The organism is Caballeronia sp. LZ016 (genome assembly GCF_031450805.1).
In the GTDB taxonomy this organism is placed as follows: Bacteria; Pseudomonadota; Gammaproteobacteria; order Burkholderiales; family Burkholderiaceae; genus Caballeronia.
Genome location: NZ_JARTVY010000002.1, coordinates 383,092 through 403,816 on the forward strand (window position 1 = coordinate 383,092; position 20,725 = coordinate 403,816).

Genomic DNA, 20,725 nt, shown 5'->3' on the forward strand with positions numbered 1-20,725 from the left:
GAGAAAACATGCTTTATCTCGTCAGAATGGACGTCCGTCTGCCGCACGACATGCCGCCTGCGCAGGCCGAGGAAATCAAGGCGCGCGAGAAGGCTTATTCGCAAGCGTTGCAGCGGGCAGGGAAGTGGCAGCAGTTGCATCGGGTCGTCGGCGAGTACGCGAATTACAGTGTGTTCGATGTCGACTCGCACGACGAACTGCATACCGTGTTGTCGGCTTTGCCGTTGTTCCCGTATATGACGATGCAGGTCACGCCGCTCGCCCATCATCCCTCGTCGATTCGCTGAAGGCGCTGAATCTTCCCATGAGTCAGAACGAGACCTGACCCACTCATCGACTGTGGGTTTCGGCTGTACATCGCTACGCGTTCAGCCCGGCGATCACGAGTAGAACGACGGCTTCGGCACGCGCCCATTCAGCGCCCAATCGCCGAGCTCGCGCACCTTGTAGTCGATGGGATCGTGCAGCGTATGCACGCGCACGTTGCGCCAGAAGCGATCGAGGCTCAGCGCCGCCGTGGTCGAACGCGCGCCGGTCACGTCGAACATGCGGCTCGCGACTTCCAGCCCCGCGCGCGCCGCCGCGACCTTCGACGCAGCCACCGCCACGGCCACTTCGCCGCGTTCGCTTTCGGTGAGGGCGAGGCCGCGCTGCCATGCCTCATCGAAAGACTGCATCGCGCGTTCGGTGAGCAAGCGTGCGCCTTGCAGCGCCACCCAGAAGTCGCCGAAATGCGCGACCACGTACGGGTCTTCCGATGGCCGCTCGGCCTGCGACGCGATCCACGGCCGTGTTTGCGCGAGCGTCGCTTCCCGCGCCGCCTGCAAGGCGCCTTCGCCGATGCCGACATAGATGTGGCTCAAGATAGCCTGCGCGAGCAGCGGCCGCAGACACGCGAACGGGCTGGATAGCGGGCCGGGATCGTTCAGCAATTCGTCAGCGGCGATGCTGACGCGCTCGAAAACGACCGTGCCGCTGTCCGTCTGACGCTGGCCCATGTTGTCCCAGTCGTCGAGCACGGTGATGCCCGCGCGGTTTGTCGGCGTGACGGCGATCAGCAGGCGTCCGTCTGCATCGAATGCGGAGGCGAGCAGTTGATCCGAATCGCGCGCGCCGGAACAGAAGCTCTTGCGGCCATCGAAGAGATAGCCGTTCGCTTCGCCGGGCAGCGCGCGGGTGCTCTTGTCGAGCGGATTCAGCGCGTTGCCCCAGAACCAGCCCTGCTTGACGGTCTCGCCCAGCCAGTGGCGAATCTGCGCGTCGCGGCCGAAGAGGCGGATCGTCGCGAGTTGCAGATGATGGAACGCGAAGAGATGCGCGAGCGAGCTGTCGACTTGCGCCATGCGTCGCACGATATCGAGCGTCGTCGACCACGGCGCACCGTCGCCGCCGAATTGCGCGGGTATCGACAGGCGAAGCAGCCCGCTCTTGCGCAGCAGGCCGCGCTCGTGAAAGGCCGTGCCGCCCGACTTGTCGCGCGCGGCGGCGGTTTGCGCCCATTCGCGCAGCACCGCGTCGAGCGGCTCGGTCCACGGGGCGTTCTCGGTGCGGCTCATTGCGGTGCCTCCTGATCGTGATGTGAGCGGTGCGTCCTCATTCACTGCAACGCGGTGCGTGACTGCAAGCGTATAAGACGCGAATGACGAAATCCATAGATTGATTCGTTGGTCGGGCTTTGACGGGGCCGTTTGTAAGCGGATGGCGCACGGGCAACGACTGCTTCGGTCCTCGCAAGCGCGAAGCAAGGCGGAAGGCCATGATGAAGAAATCCGTTTCATGGCGAGCAACCGTGCTCACTGTCGTATCGATTGCAGTGTTCGTTCGCACGCCTGCGCCGCCGACCCTAATGAGCTTGAAATCCGCTCCGGCGCGACCGCCGGGCCGTATTCCGGCCAGATCCGCTATGGCATCGAGCGGCACTTATAAAAGGAGGGTGTGGCTATAGAGGCCGATGGGCGCGGTCGGCCCCTTCACGAGTTTCGACTGCGCGAGCGTGTGGTCCGCCGGAACGTTCTTCAGACAAACCCGCGCGACTGTCTCGCTGCCGAACGCACCGTAAACGCTATGGCCGAGCCGGGCACCGCGATCAGACCATGCTGATGCGATCGCCACGCAACGTTCCGCTCGCGTTCCTTCTGGCCGAGCAGCGGCCGTTCTTCGAAACGGATCGCGCCGCGCACGCGCGCGTGGCTCGGCAGAAGGCGCATGGTGGCGAGGGCGATCGTCGATTTGCCGCTGCCCGACGCCCCGACGAGCGCGAGCATTTCACCCCGCGCGATCTCGCGATCGCCCGACGAACGGCAGCGTGTCCATCGAAAGAAAACGGAGAGCCTGTCGATGACGAGTAACGGCGAAGCGGCGCTCATTTGCCTTGCGCCGCGTGAGCGTCATTCAGGTCCCGAAACGCCGCGCCCGCATGACGCGAGCCGAGCCTCGCGCCGCGCCCAAACAGCTTCTCGCGCAACGTGCCTTGCGCATACGATGTCTTATAGATGCCGCTCGACTGCAGTTCGGGGATGACGAGATCGATGAAATCCTCGTAGCTTTCCGGCGTGACCGTGCGCGTGAGATTGAAGCCGTCGATGCCCGCATCATCGACCCATGATTGCAGCGCATCCGCCACCTGGACCGCATCGCCGACGATCGTCGTATAGCGGCCGCCCAGTTGCATCTGATCGAGCAGATGCCTGAGCGTCACGCCGCGCTTGCCGTCGGTCACGCGCTGCACCGACGATTCGATGCCTCGCCCCTTGTGTCCGCCCGGCGGCGACAGTTCATCGTCGAGCGCATACGTCGAATAGTCGATGCCGCTGCCCGCCGCGAAATGCGCGAGGCCCGCTTCGGGGCTTGCGTATCGCGCGTACTCCGCGAACTTCTCTTCAGCCTCCTTGCGCGTGCGGCCCACGACGACCGTCACACCCATGATGATCTTCAGATCGCTCGGAAGGCGTCCGGCTTCGGCGGCCTGCGCACGCAGGGCATCGACGAGCTTGCGCGTGCCTTCCTTGCTCTGGCTCGATACGAACACGCATTCGGCGTGACGCACGGCGAACGCCTGCCCGCGCCCCGACGATCCCGCCTGAAACAGCACCGGCGTGCGCTGCGGAGAAGGCTCGCAGAGGTGATAGCCTTCGACGTCGTAATAGCGGCCGTGGTGCTCGACCTTGCGGACCTTCGACGGATCGGCGAACACGCGGCCCTCACGGTCGCGCCGCACCGCGCCGTCCTGCCAGCTTCCTTCCCATAGCTTGTAGAGCACGTCGAGATATTCGTCCGCGCGGTCGTAGCGCTCGTCATGCGCGATCATTTCCCTCTGGCCCATCGCGCGCGCGGCGCTGTCGAGATAGCCCGTCACGATGTTCCAGCCGATACGCCCGTCCGTCAGATGATCGAGCGTGGAGAAGCGGCGCGCGAGCAGATAAGGCGCTTCATAGCTCAGATTCACCGTGATGCCGAAGCCGAGGTTCGTCGTGGCCGCGGCCATCGCGGAGACGAGCATCATCGGATCGTTGACGGGGAGTTGAATCGATTCCTTGAGCGTGAGATTCACCGATTGTCCATACACGTCGTACGCGCCGACGATATCCGCGATGAAGAGGCCGTCGAACAGGCCGCGTTCGAGCAGCTTCGCAAGATCGGTCCAGTACGACAGCTTGCGGTAGTCGGTCGAGCGGTCGCGCGGATGCGTCCAAAGGCCATGATTGATATGGCCGACGCAGTTCATGTTGAACGCGTTCAGAATGATTTGCTTCTTGCTCATGGATTCGTGCGTGCGCCATGCATGCGCCCTGTAAGAGATCACGCCACGCCGATGCGCCATTGCCCCGGCGGCAGCGTGCCATTCACGGCGAAGTCGCCGACGATGCGGTCCTTGTAGATGCGCGGGTTATGCGACGCAAGGGTGCGGGCATTGCGCCAGTATCGATCGAGACCGGACGTACGCAGCGTCGCCGATGCGCCGAGCGCGTCGAACACGCTGGCGGTGGCATCGAGAATGAGTTGCGAGGCGACCGTCTGCGCCTGCCATATTTCGATTTCCGCTTCCGCGATGACCGCGAGCGCGTCGGGCCGCTCGATGGATTGCGCTGCGCGTTCGAGCGCACGCGCCGCCTGCGCGACGATCGCACCAGTGGTCCATGCATGCGCGCGCGCGCGTCCAATGACCTGCAGCAGTTGCGGGTCTTCGGCGGCGTGCGCGGTCACCGCGTGGCTATAGCTGCGCTTGCGGGCGGCGATGGCCGCGGCGGCATCGCTGACCGCGGCGCGGCCGATGCCCGCGAGCGTCGCGATATGCACGAGCTGATAAAACGCCTCGGAGTACGGAAACGGCACACGTCCCGCGACGATCTCGCGTTCGTCGATCTTCACGTTGGTGAAGCGGCTCGTACCGCTCGCGGTGAGACGCTGTCCCATGCCGTCCCAATCGTCGATGACTTCGACACCGGCCGTGCGACGGTCCACCGTGACGGACACTTGCGCTTCGTCGGCATCGCTTGCGCCGACGTGAATCCAGTCGGCAAAGAGCGATCCCGTCGTGTAGAACTTCACGCCATCCAGACGCCATTCGCCCGCTTCTTGCGCGATGCGTGTCGCAAACTGGCTGCGAGGCGCTTCGCCGGTCTCGGACCATGCGCCGCCGACGATAGCGCCTTCGGCAAGCCGCCCGAGCCATCGCTCGCGGCGCTCTAGGGGACTGTGCAAAGTATGTTCGACGAAGCCGAAATGCGCGCGAAGCGCCTGCACGATGTTGGAATCGGCTTCCGCCAGTTCAGTCAGCAATTCGAATGATTCGACCAGACGAATGCCCGATCCGCCGTATTCTCGCGGCACACGCAACGCGGTGAAGCCGGCTTCGCGGAGCCAGCGTATTTCGTCGACGGGAAGGCGGCGCTCGACTTCGCGCGCGACGCTGCCTTCGCGAATGCGCGCGAAGATGGGCCGAAAGCGTGCGGCGAGCGCGGCATAGTTGTCGGTCGGGCCGACGCCCCAGGCTGCGCCGACGGTCGCATCGGCAGGCAGGGGAGCATTGCGATCGAAAGGCATGGAGGCTCGTTCAGGTTTCGTGAAGCGACGATTATCGGCAAGCAATGCGCGCGCGCTAAACGAGGAATTTTCAGAAGCTAAGGCGGAATCGTTGCGTTGCGATCGTTGATAGCCGATCAAAAGGCGGGAATGATCGCCCCCTGATAGCGCGACAGGATGAACTGTCTGACTTCGGGCGACTGATACGCCGCGACGAGCTGCTGAACCCACGGCTTGCCCGCATCCTGCTCGCGCACGGCGATGAGACATGCATAGATGCCCGAGCCGTCCTCCTTCAAGATCGTGTCCCGGGCGGGATTCAGTCCCGCCTTGATCGCGTAGTCGGCATTGACGGTGGTCGCGTCGAAATCGTCGAGCGTGCGCGGCAGTTGCGCCGCATCGACTTCCTTGAAGCGGAATTGCTTCGGATTGGAGACGACGTCGAGCGGCGTCGCGTTGATGCCGGTGACCGGATCGATACCTTGTCGCAGCTTGATGGCGCCGGCCCTCTGCAGCAGGAGAAGGATGCGGCTTTCATTCGCGGGATCGTTCGGGATGCCAATGGTCGCGCCCGGGGGAAGCTCGCTGAATTTCGTGTATCGCCTGGAATAAAGGCCGATCGGCCCGATCCACGTACGGCCGATTCCTACGAGCTTGTAATTGCGTGCACGAATCTGCGAAGCGAGAAAGGGCCGGTGTTGATAGCTGTTGGCGTCGAGATCGCCGGCGTCGAGCGCTGCATCGGGCTGGATGTAATCGTTGAACGATACGATTTTGATGCGCAGGCCGTAATCGCGCTCCGCGACTTTTTTGACTGCTTCGAAGATTTCCTCATGCGGCCCGCTCGTCACGCCGACCTTGAGGATGAGCTGGTCCGCGCGTGCGGCGCCAGCGAACGTAATGGCGAGTGCAAAAGGCAATAGCGTGCGCAGAAGGCGCAATGTGAGCGTTCGCACAGTGGGGCGAGTCCTTGGAATGAAAGGTGAGAGAAACAGTCATTCTAAGAATCGTGCCTGGCCTGGAGAACCAATTGCTCCGCATAACTTTATACGCGATGCATGAGCAAGATGTGGCGCGCGGCCTAATGCTTCAAACCGCAATAGGTTATCGATAGAAATTGGATGGACCCGGTCACGTCCGGCGTTAGCATGTGCTTCTTTCCAACTCGTCCTCTGGTTCATTCAAGCGATGTCCAACTTTCCCCGCTTCGGTGTCTGGGCGCTCGTGCATGGCAGCCGTGCGGCGCTGCAGGACCCCGATGAGCCTTACGACGCATCCTGGGCGCGCAACAAGGCGCTCGTGCTCGAGGCCGAGCGTCTCGGCTATGACTCCGTGCTCGTCGCGCAGCATACGATCAATCCGCACGATCCTTCGCTCGACCAGCTCGAAGCGTGGACGGCGTCCGCGGCGCTGGCGGCGCTCACGTCGCGCATCGAGATCATCGCGGCGATCAAGCCTTATCTCTATCACCCGGTGGTGCTGGCGAAAATGGCCCAGCAAATCGAGCACATCAGCGGCGGGCGCTTCGCGATCAACCTCGTCAATGCATGGAACCGGCCGGAGCTCGAACGCGCCGGCATCGGCTTTGCCGAGCACGACGAGCGCTATGCCTATGGCCGCGAATGGATCGCGGTCGTCGATGCACTATTGCGCGGCGAAGCCGTGACGCATCGCGGAGACCACTTCCGTATCGATGATTATCGGTTGCGCCCCGGCGATCCGTTTCGCGCGCGCCCGCGCATTTATGTCGGCGGCGAATCCGAGCCCGCGCGTTCGCTCGTGGCGGCGCATGGCGACGTATGGTTCATCAACGGCCAGCCACACGGCGACGTAGCGAGCCTGATCGCCGATGTTTCCGCGCGCGTGCGCCCCGAGGGACGCGAGCCCTTGCGCTTCGGGCTGTCGGCCTTCGTGATCGCGCGGGAGACGGAGCACGAAGCGCAGGCCCATTTGCAGCATCTCTTTGCACTCGCGGAACTGGACAAGCCGCTGCGCGAGCGGCAAAAGGCGAACACCGATCCGAACGCGGTGATGCATCAGACCTTCGCGCGTTCGGCGCGGGTCGGCTCGAACGGCGGGACGGCTGCCGATCTCGTCGGCGATTACGATACCGTCGCGCGGCGCATTGCGGACTTTCATCGCGCGGGCATCGAACTCTTCATGCTGCAGTTCCAGCCGTTCGAAGCCGACATGGCCCGCTTCGCGCAGGAAGTGGCGCCGCGCGTGCGTCGCCTGTTGAGCGCCTGATACAGGACGCCTTCGCTAGCGATATGCGAAGGCGTCTCTCATCATCAAAAGAACGCGCCTGTAGGCGGGAGTTGCCCGGTCAACAAGTTCTGCCCGAGCAGGCGTTCCTTGTAAAGCCGCGGATTGTGCGACGCGATGACCTTGATATTGCGCCAGTGCCGATCCAGCGCGCCGATGCGTGACACCACCGAGCCCGATCCGAGATCGATCAGCCAGCCCGCGATCTGCGGTGCGAGATCGTCGATGACGACCTTGGCCTCCGATGCCGCGAGCGTGGCGGCGAGCGTCGCGTCGTATTCGCCGCGCGTACCGTATGCATCCCACGCACGCTGCAGGGCATCGACCGCACGGTCCGCGATCGCTTCGACGCTCGCGGCATAGGCGCGGATGCGGCCAAGCATCGATTGCAGAACCGGCTCGTCGGCGGGATGCGCGGCATCGCCGTGATAGAAGTTGCGCCCTCGCGCGCGCAACGCATCAGTGGCGTCCAGCGCGACACGACGCGCGATGCCTGCAATGCAGTTCGTCAGATACACCTGATGGAAGGTGTATCCCCACGGCGCGGCTTCGTCGGACTTCGGCGGATCGGCCGGATAAAGCTGCGCGGCGGGAATCGCCACATTGCGAAAGCGCGCGGTTCCCGAACCCGTCAGGCGTTGACCGAAGCCTTGCCAGTCATCGTCATCGCCGACGCCCGGGCCGCGTTCCAGCACGTATTGCACGGTGCGGCCCGCGCGGCTCTCCACTGCGACGCCAGTGAACGCATCGTTATAGAGATTGCCCGTTGCATAGACCTTGTCGCCGGAGCCGACATAGACATCGCGCGATGCGTCCCATTCGAGCCTGCTCAAGACCTTCGTCGGTCGCGCGCCGGCTGCGGTGACATCGCTGTCGACGAAACCGAGCCCCAGCGTCTTGCCCTGGCCGGTGAGTGCCAGCACACGCGCATGGAACGGATGATCGCGGCGCCGGAGCGCGGCTTCGACCTGCCACAGATGATTGCGAAAGGCATGCGCGATGTTCGAGTCGGCGGCGGCCACATCGCGCGCGACGGCGAGCATGTCGCGCAGTGACAAGCCGTGGCCGCCGGCATCGGACGGCAAACGCAGCGCGCCGAAGCCGAGCGCCTTGAGCTTCGCGATCTCGTCATGCGGCAGGCGATGCAATCGTTCGCGTTCGGCCGCTGTCGCAGCGATGTCGCCGATGGCCTGCGAGAAGCCGAGTGCTGCCGACACGTCGGACACGAGCCTCGGCCCCGCGTTGTGCGGGCGTTCCGTCATGATGGTTGGTCTCCTCGCATCACACTTTGATGCTGTAATCCGCCACCTTGATGCGCGAATTGATGATCTTGCGTTCCGCGAGCCAGTCGGCGGCGCGCTGAAACTGCGCGACGAAAGCGGCGTCGTCGGGCTCGTGGAACTGATTGACGCGCTTGAGGCTCGTCAGATAGTCGCGAACCTGATCCGGATACTTGCCTTCGCGCTGCACGAGCAGTTCGGCGTCGGCTGAATGCGTGGACTGCCATGCGCCTTCGACGTAATACGCATCGATGACCGCGCGGATCAGCTCCGAGTTTTCCTCGGTGAACTTGCGACGCGTCACGAGCGAGCTATAGTCGATGAGAAAGTCGAGGTCGCGGCCTTCGTTGAAGATGTCCTTCGCATCGTTCGAGAAGCGGGAGATGTCCACGCCCGGCGACCACATCGACCATGCGTCGACTTTGCCTTGTGCGAACGCGGGCGCTGCATCGGGCGGATTGAGGTAGACGAACTGCACCTTGTCCCGGTCGACGCGATGCTTCTCCAGCGCCGCGATGAGCAGAAACTCGCCGAGTCCCGACCGGTTGACCGCCACCTTCCGCCCGGAAAGATCGGATACCGAATTAATGCCGCTCGACTTCTTCGCGATAATGGCCGTTGAACGCGGCGAGTAGATATCGAATGCGTTGAATACGATGGGCGAGCCGGCGAGCATCGCGGCAAGCGCGGGCGTCGTCGATCCCCAGAAGCCGAAGTCGGCGCTGCCGCCGACCACGGCCTGAATCGAGGGCGCATGATTCGGGAACGGGCCGATCCATTCGACCTTGATGCCCTTGGCCGCCAGCGTTTTCTCGAACACGCCGCGTTGCTTCGCGATATCCGGCAGGCTGCCGTAGCCCCAGCCGATGCGAACGATGTCTGTGTTGCGTGTGAGCTTGCGCGGCTCGGCCGCGTGCGCGGGGAACAGGCCGCTCGTGGCTGCGCCGGCCAGCAAGCCACCCGCCGCGCGCAACAAGCGGCGGCGGGTCATCGAAGAATCGTTCATCCTTTCAGGTCCTTCCTGTCTTGTGGGAAAACGGTCAGTGACGCTGCACGCCCAGTTCTGCGAGCAGCGTGGGCCGCAGCGCCTGCGGCGCGTGGTCGTCGGTGTCGAACGATGCCGCAATCCGTCCGGCGCGCATGACGAGGATGCGGTCGGCCAGTGCGAGCGCTTCGTCGACATCGTGCGTGACGATCAGCACACCGGGCTGATGAAGCGCCACGAGTTCCTTCACGAGTCCATGCATGCGGATGCGCGTGAGCGCGTCGAGTGCGGCGAAGGGTTCGTCGAGAAGCAATAACGCGGGATCGTGGATGAGCGCGCGCGCGAGCGCCACGCGCTGCGCCTGGCCGCCCGACAGGTTGCGCGGCCAGTCGTCCTCGCGGCCGGCAAGCCCGACTTCGGCGAGCGCGCGGGCGGCGCCGTCACGGCCGATCGTATTTTCATGACCGAGCGCCACGTTCTGCCACAACATCGCCCAGGGCAGCAGGCGATGCTCCTGGAATACGACTGATGGGCGCTCCGGCGCCTGAATCTTGCCCGCATCAGGCGTATCGAGCCGTGCGAGCGCGCGCAGCAGCGTGGTCTTGCCGCAACCGCTTTCGCCGAGCAGCGCGACGAATTCGCCCTTGCGGATATCGAGGTCGAGCGAATCGATGACGATGCGGCTGCCATAACGTCGTTGCAGCCCGCGCGCCGACACCGCGAGTGTCGATGGCTCGATGCGGTCGTGAGTCCTTGCCCCGGCGGAGATAGGTTCGATGCGCTGCGTCACTGGCGCGCTCCTTTGACGTAGTTCGCATGCCACGACAGAAAGCGGGTTTCGAGCATGCGAACGAGGGCGTCCGCGACGACGCCGATGATCGCGTAGATGATGATGGTGAGCAGGATGACGTTGGTGTTCAGAAACTCGCGTGCGTCCATCGCGAGAAAGCCGATGCCGCGCGTCGTCGCGAGCGTCTCGGCGATGACGAGCGCGAGCCACGCATGTGCGAGGGCATAGCGCACGCCTGTGAGAATCGAAGGCATCGCGCCGGGAAGCACGATTCGCCGCACGATGCCGGTCCGGCTCATGCCGATCACGCGGGCAAGTTCCATCAGCTTCGGATCGATCTGCCGGATGCCGAGCATCGTGTTGATGTAGATCGGGAAGAGCACCGCGAGCGCAACGAGAAAGATCTTCGCGACTTCGCCGACGCCGAACCATACGATGACGAGCGGAAGCATCGCGAGAAACGGAATAGCGCGGATCATCTGAATGGGACGGTCGAGCAGCGCTTGCGCGAGCGGCGAGAAGCCGACGGCGACGCCGAGCGCGAGCCCGATGGTCCCGCCGATGACGAAGCCTGCCCCCGCCCGCAGCAGCGAGACGCCGAGGTGCACGAACAGCTCGCCGTTCTGCGCCATGTTCGCGGCGGTCGCGAAGACGCTGCTCGGCGCGGGAAGAACCTGCGGTGCGATCAGTCCGGCGCGGGCGGCGGCTTCCCAGAGCAGCACGACGATCGCGGGCACGGTCCATGAAAGCCATCGATAGAACACGCCCTTCGGAACGCTCGCACGCGTGGAGGGCGTCGACGCATAGGTGTTGCGCGAAGAAGTCAGGTCGGCCATGCAGGTTCCGTGATAACCATTGTTGATCTCGATGCGCGGCGTGTCAGTCGAGAAAGGAGCTATTCATTAGAAGCTGGCGCGTACCGGCACGACAAACGTTTTATTGTTGGATGCTTTTTACGCAGCGCGTGGCAAGCAATTGCCGACGCGGCTGAGCAGCGAGCCGAAGGCGAGGGTGAACGATTGCGCGCCCGCGCGGCCCGGTTCTTGCTGCGCAGCGCCGGCGCGACCGTGAACGCGCCATCGGCGCTACAATCGGCCCCATCGCAGCCAGCGCCCGCAACGTGACGCCGGCGGTGGCAGACCGAATCAGCAAGGATCGAGGGAAAGGGAGAAGTTGTATGGCGGGGGCAGAGCTGAAAGCGGTCTTGCTTGTCGAAGACAGCGAGAACGACATCGAGTTGACGCTTCTTTCGCTACAAAGGGCAGGCTTGCAAAATCCCGTCGATGTCGTTCGCGACGGCGTAGAGGCGCTGGAATATCTGCGTTGCGAGAACAAGTGGAGCGGTCGCCCGGACGTGCACCCGGCCGTCATTCTGCTCGACAAGAAATTGCCGAGACTCGATGGCCACGACGTGCTTGCGGCCATCCGCGAAGACGAACATCTGCAGCACATTCCCATCGTGATGCTGACGTCGTCCCGCCAGGAAACAGATCTCCTGACAAGCTACGACCTCGGCGTGAATGCATACGTGGTGAAGCCGGTCGAATTCACGGACTTCATGGACGCCATCAAGGACATCGGCGCATTCTGGCTCGTGCTGAACAAGCATCGGCCACGACAGCCCGGCGCTGCGCGCATGATGCCGCCGCCAGGCGACGACTAAGCGCTCAACGGCAATTTCACCACGAACGTCGTGCCGCGCCCCATGCCGGCACTATGCGCTTCGATACGTCCATGCTGTCGTTCAACGAGCGTCTTGACGAGCCACAGGCCCAGTCCCAGGCCGCCCACGCGCCCCGATGACCTCGGCCTCAACTGCTCGAAGCGCTCGAATACCTTGTCGATCGCATCGGGGGAAATGCCACAGCCCGAATCGCTCACACTGAGCACGGCCTGCCCGTTATCGCATGTCACGGATACGTCGATGACGCCCGCATCCGTGAACTTGATCGCGTTGGTGACGAGATTCCAGACGATCTGCTTCACGCGCGCGGCATCGCCCTGAACGGTGCACGGCTCCATCCTGCGGCTCGTCAGTTGCAGGCCCTTGTGTTCGGCCTGCAGGCGAAGGTCGTTCGCGACATCCATCACGAGCCGATCCAGCGCGAGCGGTGCGAATTCGATCGACAGCTTCCCCGACACGATTGCTCCGCTGTCGAGCAGATCGTCGACCATCAGCGCCAGTTGCTTCGCGTTGCGTTGAATGGTGGCGGTGGCGCGCGGCAGTCCGCCCTTGTAATCGGTGCGGTCCAGCAGTTCGGCCCAGTTGAGAATCACGCTGATGGGCGAGCGCAGTTCGTGAGAGACCGTCGTCAGAAAATGGTCCATCGCAAGCGCGTTCCTGTCGCTCTGTTCGCGCGCGAGCCGTTCATCGCCGGCGATACGTTGCTGATCGATTTCCTGCTGTTTTCGAGCGGTGATGTCGAGCACGAAGCCGAGCATCTGCGTGGGCCGGCCGCCTTCGCCATAGCGCGCGCGGCCGCCCACCATGACCCAGTGGCCCGAACCGTCCGGCCATACGACGCGATACTCGACGCGGTAATCGCGATGCTCCGCAATGGCCGCATCCAGTTCCGCGCGCACGCGGTCGCGGTCGACAGGATCGATGAGTTCGTTGAAAAGCCGTTCTGTCGTCAGCTCTTCGTGCGCCGTCAGGCCCAGGTTGATCTTGGCCTGCGTGGTGCATGTGATGACCCCGGTCAGCAGATCGCGCTGCCATGCGCCGACTTTCGCAAAAGCAAGGACCTCCGCGAGCTGCTCGCGGCTTTCCTGTAGCTGCTTCTCTTTCTCCGCAGCGATGATCTGCCGAAGCTGCGCCTGCGACCGAAGACGCGCCTTCTCCCGCTTGTCGGCCTCACTGCGTTGCACGCGCTCGGTCACATCGCTGACGCGAATGGCGTAGTAAGAGCGCACGCCATTCGCGGGCACGATCACGCTCGCCTTGATCTTCCAGAAGCGAAAAGCGAGCTTGCCATCCGGGCCTGACGGCCATTCGGCACGGAATGGGGGCGAGGAACGCGTTTCGCCCGCCGCGAGATTCACGAGTGCAGCCGCAACCCACTGATTGCGGGCCACGCGATGCGCTTCGCTTCCGTATTGATTGATCTCGTAGATCGATTTGCCGATGAGTGCTTCACGTGTATGCCCCGTCAACTGCGAATAACGGGCGTTGACAAAACATATACGGAAATTCTCGTCCAGAATGACATACGCATCGAGGATCGCTTCAAACCATGCTGCCGCGTCCGGGCCGTCCGCTTGGGAAAGCGATCTGATGAAGTCATCCATAGGAGCCTGAAGGAGAACACGAGCGCGTTATGCGTCTTGGGCGTGTTGAGAGGTGACATTGTCACATTTTTCTTGGTTTCCTGTACGTCGCCGGCTGTCAACTTAAACCGTCGATAAAGAAGATGTAAACGAAAGCACGGAACCATATGGGATGGATCAAGGCCTTGTTCGTCCAGCGATAGCGTCGCAGTCGCCGATGCTTTCGCGTGCGCCGGGTGCGGCTATCAGTAAGGCCGCGTGCGACGAAGAAACGCTGGTGCGCAGTGTGTTCTGTCCGTTTACGGCATCCGCCAGCGAAGCTGAACTGAACAGAATATGGACACGCCAGGCAAACGTTCAATCGCCGCGTGGAAGGCATTTTCATTGCTTCATGCCACGCATGGCATGTACTCGCGCAGGTAACATAGAAAAGACTTACTGATTCGAAGAAGACCTTCAAAGATTCTGAACGTACTTTCGTGACTCCCGACCGCCGTAGAAATGCCCACAATCAACGACGACTCACTGGTGCTTGCGCTGTTGGATGCCAACCCTCTTCCTTGCGCCATCCTTGCGCGGGATCTGTCCGTCGTTTCGGGTAACGAGCGCTTCATCGAACGCTTCGGCGATTCACCGCACGCGTTTGCATCGGAAGAGTTCGTTGCGCGCCTATTGACGAGCGAGTCTGAATCATCGCGGGCGGAGTGGGGCGCGCGCGTAACGGCTGTCGCGGCGCAAGCGCTGCAAGAGGCGAGGGCGACGAGTGTGGTCGTATCCGCGCCCGCGTCTTCGACTGCCGAAGATGCGATCGCGTGGACGCTCGACTTCCGTCCGCTCGCGCAAGGCACGGCCCGCACGCAAGAGGCTGCGATGCTGCTGGTCGTAAAGGAAGAATCGACTCGCGATGCCGCGGCTCATCCCGCGTTGATGGACCTCGAGACAGCCTTGGCCGGTTATCGGATGCTGTCGGAAGCCATGCCCATCATCCTGTGGACGGCAAGTCCCGATGGCCTGCTCGATCACATCTCGAGCGCGGTATTGCGCAATACCGCCGCCGATCGGCCACTGCTTGGACGGGCATGGGAGACGTTGACTCACCCGAACGATCGCGAAGCGACGCTCGAACGATGGGCGGCATCCGTGAAGGACGGCTCGGACTATGTGATCGATCACCGCCTGCGCCAGCCGGACGGCGCGTATCGCTGGATGCGTTCGCTCGCGACGCCGCTGAAGGATCGGGAGGGCGCGATTGTCCGCTGGCTTGGCGCGACGATCGATGTGAACGAGCCGAAGAACATCGAACTGGAACGCTTGCGGCTCGAATCGCGGTATCGGGCGCTGGTCACGGTCGCGAGCGCAGTCGCGTATGTGTGCGACGACATCGGGCGTTTCGCGATTCCGCAGCCATCGTGGGAGAGTTATACCGGGCAGCCGTGGGAGAAGCATCAGGGCCACGGTTGGATGGAGATGATCCACGAAGCGGATCGCTGTCTCGCCGGGGCCGCGCTCGAACGCGCCGTGAAGACGGACCAGCCTTACCGTGTCGACGTGCGCCTGTGGCATGCGGCTTCGTCGACTTACCGGCGCTGTCAGGTTCGCGCGGCGGGCACCCGCGACAAGAATGGCGATGTCTACGAGTGGGTCGGCATGATCACCGATGTCGAAGAGACGCTCCGGACCGCGCAGAGCCTTCGTGAGGAGCGCGAGCGTCTGGACCTTTCGATCGAGGCAGCCGAAATCGGCACGTTCCATTGCCCGATTCCACTCGATCGGATCATCTGGAATCCGAAATGCAAGGAGCATTTCTGGCTGGCCCCGAACGCAGAGGTCGACCTCGAGCTGTTCTTCCAGATCGTTCATCCGGACGACCGGCAGAAGACTCGCCTGGCCATCGAGCAGGCCGTCAATGATGGCATTCCTTACGATATGGAATATCGCACCGTCTCGCCGGCCGGGGAAGTTCGGTGGATACGCGCCAAGGGCCGCACTCATCTCGACGACGATGGCGCGCCGGTGCGCTTCGACGGCATCACCATCGACATATCGCGCCAGAAGCGCCTCGAAAGCGAGCGTGACCGGCTACTGGCCAATGAACGGCTTCTGCGTCTCGAAGCGCAGCACGCGAGCAGCCTGAAAGACACGTTTCTCGCCACCGTATCGCATGAACTGCGGACACCGCTCAACGCGATGCAGTCGTGGAGCTATGTGCTGCGTCACGAAAGCGCCAACGCCGAATTGCACGCGCGCGGCATCGATGCGATCGACCGCAACGTGAAGCTGCAGGCTCGCCTCGTCGATGACCTGCTCGATCTGAGCCGTATCGCGGCGGGGCAGCTTCTCATCGAGATGGAGAAGTTCGACCTCGTGCCATTGCTCGTCTCGGAGATGGAAGACGTGGCGCTCGATGCGGCGGCGAAGGGCATCGATGTCCTTCGTTCGCTGCCTGAATCGCTCGAGATAGAAGGCGATCCCACGCGGCTCAGTCAGGTGTTTTCGAATCTGCTCGGCAATGCGCTCAAATACACGCAGCCCGGCGGACGCATACGCGTCAGCGCACGCAGACGAGGGGAACTGGCCGAAATCGAAGTGGCCGACAATGGCCGCGGCATTCCGGCGTCGTTCATCGAGCGCGTATTCGAGCCGTTCGCGCAGGCTTCTCAGGCGACGGCTACGACGCGCACATTCGGCGGCCTCGGGATCGGACTGGCGATCGCAAAGAGCATCGTCAACCTGCATGGCGGGTCGATCACGGCGCATAGCGGCGGCGAAGGACAGGGCAGCGTCTTCACTGTCGCGTTACCGTCGCGGACGGGCCACGACGTGCCGTCGCGCAACGCGGCGTCCTCCGTGCGTGACGATGTGCTGGACGGCCTCGACATCCTGCTCGTCGAAGACGAGGCCGACGCGCGCGACGCGATGACCGCCGTGCTCAACTCCGTCGGGGCGCACGTGTGCGGCGCGGAATCGGCGTCCGCCGCGCGAGCATGTCTCGCGACGCAGCGCTTCGACGTGATCATGTCCGACATCGGCATGCCGCACGAAGACGGCTACTCGCTCATCCAATCGTTGCGACATGCCGGGCATCGGACGCCGGCTCTCGCCGTGACCGCGTTCGGCAGTGCGGACGACAAGGCGCGCGCACTGCAGGCGGGGTTCGATCTGCATCTCTCGAAGCCCGTGGACCCCGCGCGTCTCTTCGATGCCATACGAAGCGTTCTCGCGCAATCACGCGTGAGCGTGCGGGAGGGCTAGCCCGTCTTGCGCGGCAAGGCGCGGCAGCCGGACCGCGACGCGTGCCTGCGTCGCGTCGAATCGCCGTCGAGTTGCGCATCGTGCGGTTGCTTGATGATCGCGTTCGCGATATTCAGCCCGCTCATGCCGCCGCGATTATTCGTGTCGTCGAGCGAGCCGCTTTCGCAGGGTCGAGCGCAATGCCGACGCGTATCGCCGATGAAACGGATCAACTCCGTCGTCGGTTACTTGCGCACATGTCGTCACGCCCGGATGCGGCTAGTGTCGAGAATGTAGTGGATGAACAACTGCATGCGCCGCACGCTGCCTGTCGAGGTCGCGAGGCCGCATCGCATCAGCCGCGTTGCCGTGTCGATGGCTTGCGCAAGTCAGCCGGAGCGTGGCAAGAGACAAACGAACGCGAACGCCCTAAGAGCGGCAACGGTTTCGTCTTGTCGCCCCGCTGGAAATGATAAAAACGGAAGGGAAGCGGTCGGGCGGCGGCTGCGTCGTTTGCTGCGTTCCCAAGATGAGCGTGGCGGTTTCTCGGAATATTGGCTAGCGCAATTCCGCTGTTCGTCCATTTTTGAATTGGTAAAAACGGCAGCAAGAGAAGCGACCGGTTCAGCATTCCGCTATACTGCGCTTCGCGTGTCGCATATACGTGCCGGCACGCTCGATCTCTCAGGTTCTGGCACGGCCCTCGGATTGGCCAGAACTTTTGCGCCGGCTCATCGAGCCGGCTTTTTTTTTGGGCGCGCCCGGCAGAGGTAGCGCCTGCACCGCCCTGGCGCTCCAAATCATCGCTCGTAATAAGGTTATTGCAAAATACGATGCGACGTTGGAACCGGTTCCACGATATCCTGCGCGCGCAGCGCCGGAAAAACCGTTATCGGCCAGCCAGAACCTGAGAGAGAGCCGAGGATCATAAGCCCACGGACCGGCGCTGCATCTATCGAAGGAGGCGGCGAACACCGCTGCCTCCGTCCCGTCCGCGACGCTCAGACTTGCGCCTGACCGCCATCGACGAAGAGTTCCGCGCCGTTCACGAAGCTCGCATCGTCGGAGGCCAGGAAGAGCGCCGCAGCAGCGATTTCGTTAGGATCGCCCACGCGACCCATCGGGATGCGCGACGCCAGATAGTCGAGCAAGCCTTGCTGCTGCGCCTCGTCCGGGCCTGCCAGCTCGACGAGTCCGGGCGTCTTGGTCGCACCGGGGCTGATGGTGTTCACGCGGATGCCGCGGTCCTTCAGGTCCAGAATCCAGCTACGGGCGAAGTTGCGGATCGCAGCCTTCGACGCCGAATACACGCTGAACGCCGCCGTCCCTTCGATGGTGGTCGTCGATCCCGCGAGGATCACGGAGGCGCCCCTCGACAGCAGCGGCAGCGCCTTCTGTACCGTGAAGAGCGTGCCCTTCACGTTGCGGTCGAACGTGTCGTGATAATGCGCTTCGGTGATCTCGCCGAGCGGCAGCATGTTTCCGCCGCCTGCGTTGGCGAAGAGCACATCGAGCCGGCCTTTCTCTGCGCGGATCTGCTCATACAGCGCATCGAGCTGGTCGAGCTTCGACGAGTCGACGCGAACGCCCGTCGCGGAGCCGACCGCGTTGATTGCCGTAACCGCTGCATCGAGTTCCGCCGGGCGGCGGCCCGTGATGTAGACGTGCGCGCCTTCCGCTGCGAAGCGCTTCGCGGTGGCGAGGCCGATGCCGCTGGTGGCGCCGGTGACGAGCGCGATCTTGCCTTCGAGCTTGCGTGCCATGATGTTTCTCCTTGTGTGTCCGGTTGAGGTGTCATGTCGTGAAGCGATGTGAGAAGAATATCGACGGATGCGTCTTTTCGAAATAGAATCGCCTGCAAACCATCGTTGCAGAATTGAAATGACGAAGCTTCCGGACTTTGAAGGCCTGGCCATGTTCGCCAAGGTTGCCGAAGAGGGCTCTTTCGCCGCCGCCGCCCGCGCGATGGGCGTCTCGGTCGCGACGGTGTCGCGCGGGGTGGCGAGGCTGGAAGATCGGCTGGGCGCGAGGCTGTTCAATCGAACGTCGCGGCAGCTCGCGCTGACGGAGTTCGGCGGCACGATCGCGCAGAAAGCCGGCGACATTTACCGGCAGGCGGAAGAGGCAGAAAGCGCCGCGCGCGAGATGTCGATTCAGCCGCGCGGGCTGGTGCGTCTCGCGGTGCCGATGTCATTCGGGCTGCGCTGGGTCGCGCCGCTCATGCCCGCGTTCTTCCGGGCGTATCCCGAAGTATCGGTGGACTTGCACCTGTCGGATGCGACGGTCGATATCGTCGCGCAGGGTTTCGATGCGGCGCTGCGGATCGCGGCCTTGCCGGATTCGTCGCTGGTGGCGAAGCGTCTGTGTCCGGTGTCGCAACTCGTCGTGGCTTCGCCGGAATATCTGAAGCGGCATGGCCGCCCGACGCATCCGCGCGATCTCGCGGGCCGCCCGTGCCTTTCGTATGCATATCGCGCGGGCAACGCCGTGTGGCGCTTCACGAACGATGCAGGCGATGAAGAACCCGTCACGCCGACGGGACCGTTGCGCGTCACGAACGCCGATGCGCTTCTGCCGATGCTGCTCGAAGGACTCGCGATTGCCGAGCTGCCCGAATTCATTGCAGGCGAATACCTCGCCGATGGCCGTCTCGAAACCATCCTGACCGACTGGCGGCTGACGCGAGGCGGCTTGTACTTCGTCACGCCATCGGCGAGGGCGCGCCCGGCGAAGGTGACGGCGCTCGGCGATTTCTTCGCGGCGCATCTTTCCGATCCTGCCTGGCTGCTGCAGGGCGGATCAGCCCGATAGGGCTCAATCCCGCCGGGGATGCGCCAGAAAGAATCGCAGCATGGCGGCGCTCGCATCCGGGCCGGCAGGATCGGTGAAGGAGCCGCGTGAACTGCCGCCCGACCACGCGTGCGGCGCGCCGTGGATCGTCCAGCATTCCGCCCGCGTGCCGTCGCGCGAGACCAGCTTGCGCACCGTGTACTTGCGGGTACTGACCATCTCGCTTGCGGGCGCGGCCGACGCGCTCGTGTCGACGCTGAAGCCGCGCAGGATCGCATCGGCGTTGGCGTAGTGAACAGTGGTGTCCGCATCGCCGTGAATGACGATGAGCGGGCAGCGCGGCGGCCGGGTGGCCGCGTGCGCGGGACGCTTGCCGCCGCGCATCGCGGCGAGCGCGGACGGGAGATCGTGCGCGCATCCGGCGGGCAGCCCCGAATGCACGCCTGCCGCGGCGTACAGGTCGGGATAGGTCTCTGCAAGTATCGCGGCCATCGCGCCTCCCGCCGATAATCCCGCGACATACACGCGCCCCGGGTCCACGCTGTGGCTCGCCATGACTTCGCGCGTGATGCCCGCGATCAACGACGGCTCGCCGCCGTCGCGCGCCTGATCGGCAGGCTTGAACCAGTTCCAGCACTTCGAGGCATTCGCCGCTTGAGGCTGAACCGGATAGACGACGATGAAGCCGTGTTCGTCCGCGAGTGCGTTCATCTGCGTGCCGGCCGCGAAGTCGTCCGCGTCCTGGGTGCAGCCGTGCAGCATGACGATGAGCGGCATCGGCTCGCCGCGATATCCGCTCGGCACGTACAGCTTGTAGTCGCGCAGTCCGGCGGCATTCGCGTAGCTTCGGCGGCTGAAGTGTCCGCGATCCTCGACGGCAGTATCGGCTTCACTCGATGTCCGGTGAACGCGCTCGGCCTTCGCACGTTCCGGGCGTTTCGCGGGCGGCGGCTCGACGTTCGCCGATTCTCCGCGTAACGCCCGCCTGATCAGGTCGGTTGCAGCGGCAGTGTCGTGTTCCTTGAAGCGCGCGAACGCTTCTTTCATCGAGTCCAGAAAGCCTTCGTTGAGTTTCATTTGTGGGTCCGTTTAGCG

18 protein-coding genes are annotated in these 20,725 nt (G+C 63.6%); 5 read left to right on the forward strand and 13 right to left on the reverse strand.

Annotated features, from left to right (window positions below; all coding sequences use genetic code 11):
• Window positions 1–8 precede the first annotated feature (8 nt).
• Window positions 9–287 (forward strand): muconolactone Delta-isomerase, encoded by a 279-nt coding sequence (gene catC, locus P9220_RS15195; RefSeq protein WP_309765826.1) that lies wholly within the window; start codon window positions 9–11, stop codon window positions 285–287.
• 93 nt (window positions 288–380) lie between these two features.
• On the opposite strand, the gene P9220_RS15200 is transcribed toward catC, so the two are convergent.
• From P9220_RS15200 to P9220_RS15220, 5 genes are all read right to left on the reverse strand, one after another.
• Complete coding sequence (locus P9220_RS15200; protein ID WP_309765827.1) at window positions 381–1,556, reverse strand: acyl-CoA dehydrogenase family protein; 1,176 nt, start codon at window positions 1,554–1,556, stop codon at window positions 381–383.
• A gap of 459 nt (window positions 1,557–2,015) precedes the next feature.
• The gene (locus P9220_RS15205) at window positions 2,016–2,264 is read right to left on the reverse strand and encodes an ATP-binding cassette domain-containing protein (RefSeq protein WP_309765828.1); all 249 of its coding nucleotides are present in this window, start codon (window positions 2,262–2,264) and stop codon (window positions 2,016–2,018) included.
• 98 nt (window positions 2,265–2,362) lie between these two features.
• Entirely contained in the window at window positions 2,363–3,760 is a 1,398-nt protein-coding gene (locus P9220_RS15210; RefSeq protein ID WP_309765829.1) for an LLM class flavin-dependent oxidoreductase, read from the reverse strand.
• Between the two features lie 38 nt (window positions 3,761–3,798).
• Window positions 3,799–5,043, reverse strand: coding sequence for an acyl-CoA dehydrogenase family protein (locus P9220_RS15215; protein WP_309765830.1), 1,245 nt, complete (start codon window positions 5,041–5,043; stop codon window positions 3,799–3,801).
• A 116-nt stretch (window positions 5,044–5,159) separates the two neighbouring features.
• A complete protein-coding gene (locus P9220_RS15220) occupies window positions 5,160–5,942 on the reverse strand; it encodes a MetQ/NlpA family ABC transporter substrate-binding protein (protein ID WP_309766766.1) in 783 nt (260 codons plus the stop codon).
• Window positions 5,943–6,210: 268 nt separating this feature from the next.
• On the opposite strand from P9220_RS15220, the gene P9220_RS15225 reads away from it, so the two are divergent.
• A complete protein-coding gene (locus P9220_RS15225; RefSeq protein ID WP_309765831.1) occupies window positions 6,211–7,269 on the forward strand; it encodes an LLM class flavin-dependent oxidoreductase in 1,059 nt (352 codons plus the stop codon).
• 44 nt (window positions 7,270–7,313) lie between these two features.
• On the opposite strand, the gene P9220_RS15230 is transcribed toward P9220_RS15225, so the two are convergent.
• From P9220_RS15230 to P9220_RS15245, 4 genes are read right to left on the reverse strand one after another with little or no spacing between them, the layout of a single operon-like run.
• On the reverse strand, window positions 7,314–8,549 hold the full coding sequence (locus tag P9220_RS15230; protein WP_309765832.1) for an acyl-CoA dehydrogenase family protein: 1,236 nt from the start codon (window positions 8,547–8,549) through the stop codon (window positions 7,314–7,316).
• A gap of 19 nt (window positions 8,550–8,568) precedes the next feature.
• Entirely contained in the window at window positions 8,569–9,573 is a 1,005-nt protein-coding gene (locus P9220_RS15235; protein WP_309765833.1) for an NrtA/SsuA/CpmA family ABC transporter substrate-binding protein, read from the reverse strand.
• A gap of 34 nt (window positions 9,574–9,607) precedes the next feature.
• Window positions 9,608–10,321, reverse strand: a complete 714-nt coding sequence (locus P9220_RS15240) for an ABC transporter ATP-binding protein (RefSeq protein ID WP_404980290.1) — start codon at window positions 10,319–10,321, stop codon at window positions 9,608–9,610.
• Between the two features lie 17 nt (window positions 10,322–10,338).
• Window positions 10,339–11,178, reverse strand: a complete 840-nt coding sequence (locus P9220_RS15245) for an ABC transporter permease subunit (protein ID WP_309765834.1) — start codon at window positions 11,176–11,178, stop codon at window positions 10,339–10,341.
• Between the two features lie 341 nt (window positions 11,179–11,519).
• On the opposite strand from P9220_RS15245, the gene P9220_RS15250 reads away from it, so the two are divergent.
• Window positions 11,520–12,005, forward strand: a complete 486-nt coding sequence (locus tag P9220_RS15250) for a response regulator (protein ID WP_309765835.1) — start codon at window positions 11,520–11,522, stop codon at window positions 12,003–12,005.
• Here the strand turns inward: P9220_RS15250 and P9220_RS15255 are convergent.
• Window positions 12,002–13,630, reverse strand: a complete 1,629-nt coding sequence (locus P9220_RS15255) for an ATP-binding protein (RefSeq protein WP_309765836.1) — start codon at window positions 13,628–13,630, stop codon at window positions 12,002–12,004. The genes P9220_RS15250 and P9220_RS15255 overlap by 4 nt on opposite strands.
• A 480-nt stretch (window positions 13,631–14,110) precedes the next feature.
• On the opposite strand from P9220_RS15255, the gene P9220_RS15260 reads away from it, so the two are divergent.
• Window positions 14,111–16,861: a PAS domain-containing protein gene (locus tag P9220_RS15260; protein ID WP_309765837.1), complete on the forward strand. Its 2,751-nt coding sequence runs from the start codon at window positions 14,111–14,113 to the stop codon at window positions 16,859–16,861.
• Here P9220_RS15260 and P9220_RS15265 read toward each other — a convergent pair.
• Both P9220_RS15265 and P9220_RS15270 read right to left on the reverse strand, forming a co-directional pair.
• Window positions 16,858–16,986: a hypothetical protein gene (locus P9220_RS15265; RefSeq protein WP_309765838.1), complete on the reverse strand. Its 129-nt coding sequence runs from the start codon at window positions 16,984–16,986 to the stop codon at window positions 16,858–16,860. The genes P9220_RS15260 and P9220_RS15265 overlap by 4 nt on opposite strands.
• Before the next feature lie 855 nt (window positions 16,987–17,841).
• Window positions 17,842–18,603 (reverse strand): SDR family oxidoreductase, encoded by a 762-nt coding sequence (locus tag P9220_RS15270; RefSeq protein WP_309765839.1) that lies wholly within the window; start codon window positions 18,601–18,603, stop codon window positions 17,842–17,844.
• Between the two features lie 118 nt (window positions 18,604–18,721).
• On the opposite strand from P9220_RS15270, the gene P9220_RS15275 reads away from it, so the two are divergent.
• Window positions 18,722–19,651, forward strand: a complete 930-nt coding sequence (locus tag P9220_RS15275; protein WP_309765840.1) for a LysR family transcriptional regulator — start codon at window positions 18,722–18,724, stop codon at window positions 19,649–19,651.
• A gap of 3 nt (window positions 19,652–19,654) precedes the next feature.
• On the opposite strand, the gene P9220_RS15280 is transcribed toward P9220_RS15275, so the two are convergent.
• Window positions 19,655–20,707, reverse strand: a complete 1,053-nt coding sequence (locus tag P9220_RS15280) for a PHB depolymerase family esterase (protein WP_309765841.1) — start codon at window positions 20,705–20,707, stop codon at window positions 19,655–19,657.
• Window positions 20,708–20,725 lie beyond the last annotated feature (18 nt).

Excerpts from the sequence above, each read along its gene's own strand:
- P9220_RS15275 (WP_309765840.1), top strand. The coding sequence starts at position 18,722 with ATGACGAAGCTTCCGGACTTTGAAGGCCTGGCCATGTTCGCCAAGGTT.
- P9220_RS15230 (WP_309765832.1), bottom strand. The coding sequence starts at position 8,549 with ATGACGGAACGCCCGCACAACGCGGGGCCGAGGCTCGTGTCCGACGTG.
- P9220_RS15250 (WP_309765835.1), top strand. The coding sequence starts at position 11,520 with ATGGCGGGGGCAGAGCTGAAAGCGGTCTTGCTTGTCGAAGACAGCGAG.
- P9220_RS15215 (WP_309765830.1), bottom strand. The coding sequence starts at position 5,043 with ATGCCTTTCGATCGCAATGCTCCCCTGCCTGCCGATGCGACCGTCGGC.
- P9220_RS15260 (WP_309765837.1), top strand. The coding sequence starts at position 14,111 with ATGCCCACAATCAACGACGACTCACTGGTGCTTGCGCTGTTGGATGCC.
- P9220_RS15255 (WP_309765836.1), bottom strand. The coding sequence starts at position 13,630 with ATGGATGACTTCATCAGATCGCTTTCCCAAGCGGACGGCCCGGACGCG.
- P9220_RS15225 (WP_309765831.1), top strand. The coding sequence starts at position 6,211 with ATGTCCAACTTTCCCCGCTTCGGTGTCTGGGCGCTCGTGCATGGCAGC.
- P9220_RS15205 (WP_309765828.1), bottom strand. The coding sequence starts at position 2,264 with ATGCTCGCGCTCGTCGGGGCGTCGGGCAGCGGCAAATCGACGATCGCC.
- P9220_RS15265 (WP_309765838.1), bottom strand. The coding sequence starts at position 16,986 with ATGAGCGGGCTGAATATCGCGAACGCGATCATCAAGCAACCGCACGAT.
- P9220_RS15245 (WP_309765834.1), bottom strand. The coding sequence starts at position 11,178 with ATGGCCGACCTGACTTCTTCGCGCAACACCTATGCGTCGACGCCCTCC.
- P9220_RS15270 (WP_309765839.1), bottom strand. The coding sequence starts at position 18,603 with ATGGCACGCAAGCTCGAAGGCAAGATCGCGCTCGTCACCGGCGCCACC.
- P9220_RS15200 (WP_309765827.1), bottom strand. The coding sequence starts at position 1,556 with ATGAGCCGCACCGAGAACGCCCCGTGGACCGAGCCGCTCGACGCGGTG.
- P9220_RS15210 (WP_309765829.1), bottom strand. The coding sequence starts at position 3,760 with ATGAGCAAGAAGCAAATCATTCTGAACGCGTTCAACATGAACTGCGTC.
- catC (WP_309765826.1), top strand. The coding sequence starts at position 9 with ATGCTTTATCTCGTCAGAATGGACGTCCGTCTGCCGCACGACATGCCG.
- P9220_RS15280 (WP_309765841.1), bottom strand. The coding sequence starts at position 20,707 with ATGAAACTCAACGAAGGCTTTCTGGACTCGATGAAAGAAGCGTTCGCG.
- P9220_RS15235 (WP_309765833.1), bottom strand. The coding sequence starts at position 9,573 with ATGAACGATTCTTCGATGACCCGCCGCCGCTTGTTGCGCGCGGCGGGT.